The sequence below is a fragment of the Sphaerochaeta sp. UBA5836 genome (assembly GCF_002432845.1).
In the GTDB taxonomy this organism is placed as follows: Bacteria; Spirochaetota; Spirochaetia; order Sphaerochaetales; family Sphaerochaetaceae; genus Sphaerochaeta.
Genome location: NZ_DJGW01000075.1, coordinates 24,425 through 30,515, shown reverse-complemented (window position 1 = coordinate 30,515; position 6,091 = coordinate 24,425). Strand labels below are relative to the sequence as shown.

Genomic DNA, 6,091 nt, shown 5'->3' with positions numbered 1-6,091 from the left:
CGCTTGACCGCCCCATCCAGACCTCCACAGCAGGGGACTTCCATCCTCGCCACGGTGATGCTTCGAATATCGTGATTGGAAAATATCTGGGTGAGCTGGCGGGCATAGTCGCCTTCATCGAGCTTGGGACAACCGATGAGGGTGACACGGCTACGGATGAAGGTATTGTGAAAGTCTCCGTGCGCATACGCAGCGCAGTCGGCGGCGATGAGCAGGTCGCAGTTGTTGAAGAACGCTGCATTGGGGGCGGCAAGCTTGATCTGCACCGGCCACTGCCTCAGTTGACTTGCAGCAGGTGCGTGAGCACCATCCCTCCGGCTCTCCTTCATCACCTTGATTTGGCTGCCGGGACAGCTGAATACAGGCTTGTCGGTTTGCATGAACGCTTCAACCGCCTCATGATTGAAGGCAGGAGCCTCGCGCTCTTCAAAACTGATGGCTCCGGTGGGGCATACCGGCAGGCAGTTGCCCAATCCATCGCAGTAATCCTCGCGCAGCAAAACCGCCTTGCCGTTGACCAGGCCGATGGCTCCTTCCTGACAGGCGCTGACACACAAGCCGCAACCGTTGCACTTCTCTTCATCTATGGTAATCATTTGTCTGATCATACTATCCTCCATTGTCTCGAATCGAGGGCTATGGTACCATGGGGCTCAGGTTTATTATGTTGTTTTTACAACAGAAAAGGAAATCCTATGGATATAGTACAGATTCTAGAGCGATCAGTATTGTTTACCCGGATCCAGCCTGGGAACGTCGAGGACCTGCTCTCCTGCCTGAAAGCAAGAACCTCTACGTTTCCCAAGGATTACACCATCATCGACGAGGGAGAGTACACCGACGAGATGGGAATCATCCTATCAGGATCGGCAAACATCGTCCGCCACGATTTCTGGGGCAACCGAACGGTGGTTGCCAACCTCGGCGTTGCAGACAGCTTTGCTGAAACCATAGCGTGCACCCAGCTGCCCAGCGAGGTGGTCGTCATTACTTGTGAACCGACCATCGTTCTCTTTTTGAACATCCACCAGGTCATCACCACCTGCCGAAAAGGCTGTGTCCATCATCAGTCCTTGATTGAGAACATGGTCAAGCTGTTATCGCAGAAGAACCTTGAACTGATGAAGAAGATGAATCACATCACCAAGCGAAGCACCCGGGAAAAGCTGCTGTCGTACCTCTCCGAGGAGGCAAAAAAACGGAAAAGCAGAACCTTCTCGATTCCTTTCGACCGCCAGCAGCTTGCCGACTACCTCTGCGTCGAACGCAGCGCCATGTCCAGCGAACTCTCAAAAATGCGCAGTGAAGGTTTGCTGGAGTATCAGAAGAGTACCTTCACCCTATACGAGGAGGAGTAGATGAAACGGTTCCTATTGCTTGCAACTCTAGTGGCTTTGATGCTGTTTACGTCCTGCACAAGCACATCCCATCGGCCCAAGCCCCTTGCCGTCGAGGTGGCCAAGGAAGTGGATTCCCCACTGCTTGTGCTCTCGATCAATGAGAACGACCTGTACCAGGCTGGCTACAAAAACGGGGACTGGGTGCTTATCGAGCTTGACGGGATGCTGATAAAGGCACTGCTAGCCGGCAGTGCCTCACAACAAACCACCACCTTGGTAGCGGGTCCGACAAGCTCGTTTCTCTACACTCCCACCGCAATCAGGCAGGGAAGCTCAGGCCTTCTGATCCCCTACCGACCGCAGCAAGAGAGAGCACAATCGTCAGTGAGTTTTTCGGGCAGCTTTGTCTTCACCCTGTAGCTGGATCGGCTCGGACAAGATGTCAAACGTATCGCACACGGTTTCCAGCAGGAATATCCTGACACTCTGCATGTCCAGGCCACCCTCATAGGGGCCGAGGTCCTCACGAACGTCGTTGGTGTACACATAGCCGCGCAACTCGGAGAAATACCCTTTGGTGCTGTAATCCTCCTGCAACTCACGCAGTGAACAGCCCAGCTTGTAGGAGAGGGAACGCAGGTCTTCCTGCTCCAAAGAGACGGCAAGAATTACCTGTTTGCCGCGCTTGACGATCAGAGAGTAGGGAATATTCACCAAATCTTCCCCGCTTTTGCAGGCAGGGTTCTTGAGTATGGTACACACAAGCGTACCGCACTTCCATATTTCATCTGCAAGAATGCCATCGGTCTCATCGGGAAACGAATGCCAGATGAGCGGGTCTATTGCAGCTTGGTTGACAGGGTCTAACAACATAGGAGCCTCCAAATCCACAGTAGCCTGTCATCTTGCTTCTAGGCAAGAGGTTTCTCATCTTGACCGTTCAACTGAGGCCCCGTATTGTAATGTCATGAGCAACAATCCAATCTTTCTGGCCTTTTTGGCGACGATGGGCACGTGGGCCATGACGGCCCTGGGTTCGGCCTTTGTGTTCTTCTTCAAGACAATCCAAAAGCATGTGATGAACACCCTGCTGGGTTTCGCCAGCGGCATCATGATCGCTGCCTCGTTCTGGTCGCTGCTTGCCCCGGCGATCGAGCTTTCCCAGGACGGCCCGGTTCCAGCCTACCTGGTAGCGACAATCGGCTTTCTTCTCGGCGGCCTCTTTCTCTACGCAGCCGATCATCTGCTGCCCCATGCCCACATCGGCTCGAAGAGGGGTGAAGAGGAAGGCATCCCGACCCACCTTCGCAGGTCCATCCTGTTGGTCCTCTCCATCACGTTGCACAACTTTCCCGAAGGCTTGGCCGTCGGGGTTGCCATCGGTTCGGCCGCCCTTGGCGGAGGGGACATGAGTGCGGCACTGGCGGTTGCCATCGGCATCGGACTGCAGAACCTGCCCGAAGGGGCTGCTGTTTCCATCCCGCTGCGCAGGGAAGGCCTGAGCAGGACAAAGAGTTTTTTCTACGGCCAAGCATCCGGTATCGTGGAACCCATTGCGGGTGTCTTGGGAGCCCTTCTGGTAACCCGGATGACGCCCGTTCTTCCCTATGCACTCGCCTTTGCAGCAGGAGCGATGATCTATGTAGTGGTCGAGGAGCTGATCCCGGAAGCACAAGCGGCCTCGGACGACCACAAAGGAACCCACTACGCCACCTTGGGAACCATGGTTGGCTTTGCGGTCATGATGATTTTGGATGTAGCCCTGGGCTAGATGCGCTGCAAGAGGTTCTCGATGGTCAGCGACCCCAGGCTGGCAATACCCCGGTCCTGAACCTGCAAGGCAACAGCCTCTCCGGCGGTATCGTGCTCCACCTCGTCGATGGTTTCCAGTCCATACAGGCCTACCACCAAATCCTGCAGGCGCAGGCTTTCCAGCGGTTGCTTGGGAATAAAGCTTGTATGACTGTTGTTCGTCGGGGTGATGAAATTCAGCTGGGTCAGCAACGCCAAAAAACCTTGGAGCCTGTTGTAGGGAATGGCAAGACGGTCGAGCATCTCCCTAACCGAGGTTGCACCCCTGCCGTCGCGGAAGTTGCTGCCGATGAGCATCATGATGTTGGTGCCCTCGGAGAGCTGCAGGGCCGGGCTTTGCGGAAGGCCGATGAAGCTGGATGCATCGGGCCTGAACTGGTGCACATAGGCAAGCTCAACGCTGAAGAAGACCGTTGCCCAAAAAACATAACAGAAGAACAAGAATAAAAAGACCGCCGCAAACGAACCGTAGATGACAGAGAAGTTGGTGGCCATCGAGGTAAGGAGGGTGGTGAATTTGCTGAATATGCTGATGAACAGCACCCCTGCAAGACTGCCGAGGAACGCGGCATCGAACCGCACTTTCGTATTGGGTACAAAATAGATGAGAAGAAAGAGGATGAGGGCGACGATGATCGATGGGGCAAGCGTCCTCAGCACACTCGACCAGCGACCGATGGTGACACCCACCAAGTCGAGATACCATGTGGCCAGCACCGACTGCACGCTCACATAGGCAGCCAAAAGCAGGCTCGCTACAATGAGAAAGGTAACATAGCCTGCGAAGCGTTTGAGAGTATTGCGACTGCGCGAGGACCGATAAATCTGGTTGATCACCGACCACACCTTGTTGATGAGCAGGACCATGGTGATCAGAAAGGAGACCAGCCCCACCACGCCCAGGCTCGTCGCATTGCGGGTGTAACGGTCCAAGAGAACCATTAAATCCCCTCCTGCCTGTGGTCCGACAAGGTCGGAAATCCACTGGGACAGGACGGCTGTCAGCGGTTCAAGCACCCCCAGGGTCTTGAAAAACGTAAATATGAAGGTTAGGGCGGGAATGATGGCAAGGAGGGTTGAATACACCAAACCGGAGGCTGAATTGAGAATATTGTCTTTCATCGCCTGCCTGAAGACGATGGCGATGAACTTGCCCAATCGTTTGAGGTTCTGTTGCATCACGCTCCAATGCGTTGTTTTCATAGCCTTTGCTTCATCCAATTGTAGAGATACTCCTTGGTCGATTGGCGGTTTGTCTCTTGAAGCAACTCATGTCGTGCCTCAGGAATCAGGGTAAGCGTGATGTCTGAGATGTTGCAGTCACGATACAGCTCATATACCTTGCGAACTCCCTTGCCATACCCTCCTACCGGGTCTTCCGTTCCACTGATGATGAGCAAAGGCAAATCGACGGGTAGTTTCCTGGCTAAAACCCGGTTATTGGCCATCTCTATTCCATCAAGCAGGTCCTCAAAGAACTTGGAAGTGCAGACAAAACCGCACAAGGGATCCTCTATATAGGCTGCAACCTGTTCCTTATCCCGGGAAAGCCAATCGAAGGGTGTTTGGGCATTGGGTATTTTTTTGTTGTAGGAGCCGAAACTCATTTTATCAAGCAGGGCATCAGGATGCTTGGAGCCATGCTTGGAAACATGGGAGCGGGCGATCAGTTTTCCCACCTTGCCCAACAAGCCTTGCGAGGAACCGGTACCCATGATGATCACCCCGTCGAAGAGGTCGGAGTGTTCAACCATCAAAGAGCGTGCAAGAAAGGAGCCCATGCTGTGACCAAGCAAAAAGAGGGGTTTCTTGGGGAACTCTGAAAGAATGACATTGCACAGCTCGTAGGCGTCCTCCACCACGCGCCTCCACCCTTCCCGTTCTGCAAAATATCCCAGTGTTTCCCCATCGCGCTGACCGGTCAAGCCATGACCACGGTGATCGGGAGCATAAACGGCAATACCCTTGGAGTTGAGAAACAGCGCAAAGCGCTGATACCGAAGACTATGCTCGGCCATTCCATGCAAAATCAGGAGCACTCCCTCGATCTGCCTCTCCTCAGGAATCCATACACGATACTGTATCGTCTTGCCGTCGCTGCAAACCAACCCCCTGATTGTAGTCATAGGCCCCTCCCCGTCTTGTTTATTTTTATATAATTCTCGTATCATGATAACAATATTGTGTACACACCACAAGGACCAAATTTACTCTGTTTGGGAAAATATTGCAGGAGAAAGCGAACTCATGCTTCCGACTTTGATTGTAGCCAGTGATGTTCATGGATCGACGGTTGCGCTGCACCGGCTCTTGCAACACGCCAAGGTCCATCGAGCACAGCAAATTCTCATAGCCGGAGACATCTGTCCTCCCTCATCACCTGCTTTCAAGCAGCTGCTGAGTCAACCTGTCGAGTTCATATTGGTCCGGGGAAATTGTGACAGTTCGTATGACTTCAGCTCTGCCGGCATCAACCTCCCTCCCTTGGTGCAACGGCTGCAATGGGGGAAGTACCCGGTGGTAATGACGCATGGAGACAGGTTCCCCTCACCCTATGGATTGGATATGGAACGGGGCGACATCTTCATTTCAGGACATACCCACGCCCCCCGCCTGATGCTGGGCGAAGACGGAATCCTGCACATAAACCCAGGCTCCACCACCTTTCCAAGAACGGCGTTGGGCCCCACCTATGCCTTGTTCTTTGAAGAAGGAATCAGCATCCGCAGCTTTGACGACGATCGTCCGCTGCCTTCGTTGCAATACTACTTCTTGTGACGGAGGAGGCTCTCATAAGCGTCCAAAAGCCGGGCGAGCGGAACAACCTGCGCCCTTCGGTAATTGCTCTTTCCATTAACCAGAAGCTGGTCCGGCAGTCGTCCCTTCTGCTTGTGCCCGTCAAGCAACAGAGTGTTGATCTCCTGCTGCAACGCTTCAGC

8 protein-coding genes are annotated in these 6,091 nt (G+C 53.8%); 4 read left to right on the top strand and 4 right to left on the bottom strand.

Annotated elements, in window-relative coordinates; translation table 11 throughout:
• Nucleotides 1-608, bottom strand: a 608-nt coding sequence (locus B3F49_RS06225) for an ATP-binding protein (RefSeq protein ID WP_293909817.1), incomplete at its 3' end; no start/stop codon positions are given.
• 87 nt (nt 609-695) lie between these two features.
• On the opposite strand from B3F49_RS06225, the gene B3F49_RS06220 reads away from it, so the two are divergent.
• Nucleotides 696-1,358 carry a Crp/Fnr family transcriptional regulator gene (locus tag B3F49_RS06220; protein ID WP_293909814.1) on the top strand — a complete coding sequence of 221 codons (663 nt, stop codon included), beginning with the start codon at nt 696-698 and terminating at the stop codon, nt 1,356-1,358.
• On the top strand, nt 1,359-1,760 hold the full coding sequence (locus B3F49_RS06215; RefSeq protein WP_293896747.1) for a hypothetical protein: 402 nt from the start codon (nt 1,359-1,361) through the stop codon (nt 1,758-1,760).
• Here B3F49_RS06215 and B3F49_RS06210 read toward each other — a convergent pair.
• Nucleotides 1,722-2,213: a hypothetical protein gene (locus tag B3F49_RS06210; protein WP_293909811.1), complete on the bottom strand. Its 492-nt coding sequence runs from the start codon at nt 2,211-2,213 to the stop codon at nt 1,722-1,724. The two genes, B3F49_RS06215 and B3F49_RS06210, sit on opposite strands and share 39 nt — an antisense overlap.
• Nucleotides 2,214-2,307: 94 nt before the next feature.
• On the opposite strand from B3F49_RS06210, the gene B3F49_RS06205 reads away from it, so the two are divergent.
• Nucleotides 2,308-3,111, top strand: coding sequence for a ZIP family metal transporter (locus B3F49_RS06205; protein WP_293909808.1), 804 nt, complete (start codon nt 2,308-2,310; stop codon nt 3,109-3,111).
• Here B3F49_RS06205 and B3F49_RS06200 read toward each other — a convergent pair.
• Together B3F49_RS06200 and B3F49_RS06195 are read right to left on the bottom strand one after the other, a co-directional pair.
• Nucleotides 3,108-4,331: a YihY/virulence factor BrkB family protein gene (locus tag B3F49_RS06200; protein ID WP_293909805.1), complete on the bottom strand. Its 1,224-nt coding sequence runs from the start codon at nt 4,329-4,331 to the stop codon at nt 3,108-3,110. The genes B3F49_RS06205 and B3F49_RS06200 overlap by 4 nt on opposite strands.
• Before the next feature lie 20 nt (nt 4,332-4,351).
• On the bottom strand, nt 4,352-5,278 hold the full coding sequence (locus B3F49_RS06195; RefSeq protein WP_293896751.1) for an alpha/beta hydrolase: 927 nt from the start codon (nt 5,276-5,278) through the stop codon (nt 4,352-4,354).
• Between the two features lie 43 nt (nt 5,279-5,321).
• Between B3F49_RS06195 and B3F49_RS06190 the strand changes: the two genes are divergently transcribed.
• The gene (locus tag B3F49_RS06190; protein WP_293909802.1) at nt 5,322-5,930 is read left to right on the top strand and encodes a metallophosphoesterase family protein; all 609 of its coding nucleotides are present in this window, start codon (nt 5,322-5,324) and stop codon (nt 5,928-5,930) included.
• Nucleotides 5,931-6,091: the final 161 nt, after the last annotated feature.

What these genes read in the sequence shown, in the direction of transcription:
- B3F49_RS06220 (WP_293909814.1), top strand. Translation starts at nt 696, where the DNA reads ATGGATATAGTACAGATTCTAGAGCGATCAGTATTGTTTACCCGGATC.
- B3F49_RS06215 (WP_293896747.1), top strand. Translation starts at nt 1,359, where the DNA reads ATGAAACGGTTCCTATTGCTTGCAACTCTAGTGGCTTTGATGCTGTTT.
- B3F49_RS06210 (WP_293909811.1), bottom strand. Translation starts at nt 2,213, where the DNA reads ATGTTGTTAGACCCTGTCAACCAAGCTGCAATAGACCCGCTCATCTGG.
- B3F49_RS06205 (WP_293909808.1), top strand. Translation starts at nt 2,308, where the DNA reads ATGAGCAACAATCCAATCTTTCTGGCCTTTTTGGCGACGATGGGCACG.
- B3F49_RS06200 (WP_293909805.1), bottom strand. Translation starts at nt 4,331, where the DNA reads ATGCAACAGAACCTCAAACGATTGGGCAAGTTCATCGCCATCGTCTTC.
- B3F49_RS06195 (WP_293896751.1), bottom strand. Translation starts at nt 5,278, where the DNA reads ATGACTACAATCAGGGGGTTGGTTTGCAGCGACGGCAAGACGATACAG.
- B3F49_RS06190 (WP_293909802.1), top strand. Translation starts at nt 5,322, where the DNA reads ATGATAACAATATTGTGTACACACCACAAGGACCAAATTTACTCTGTT.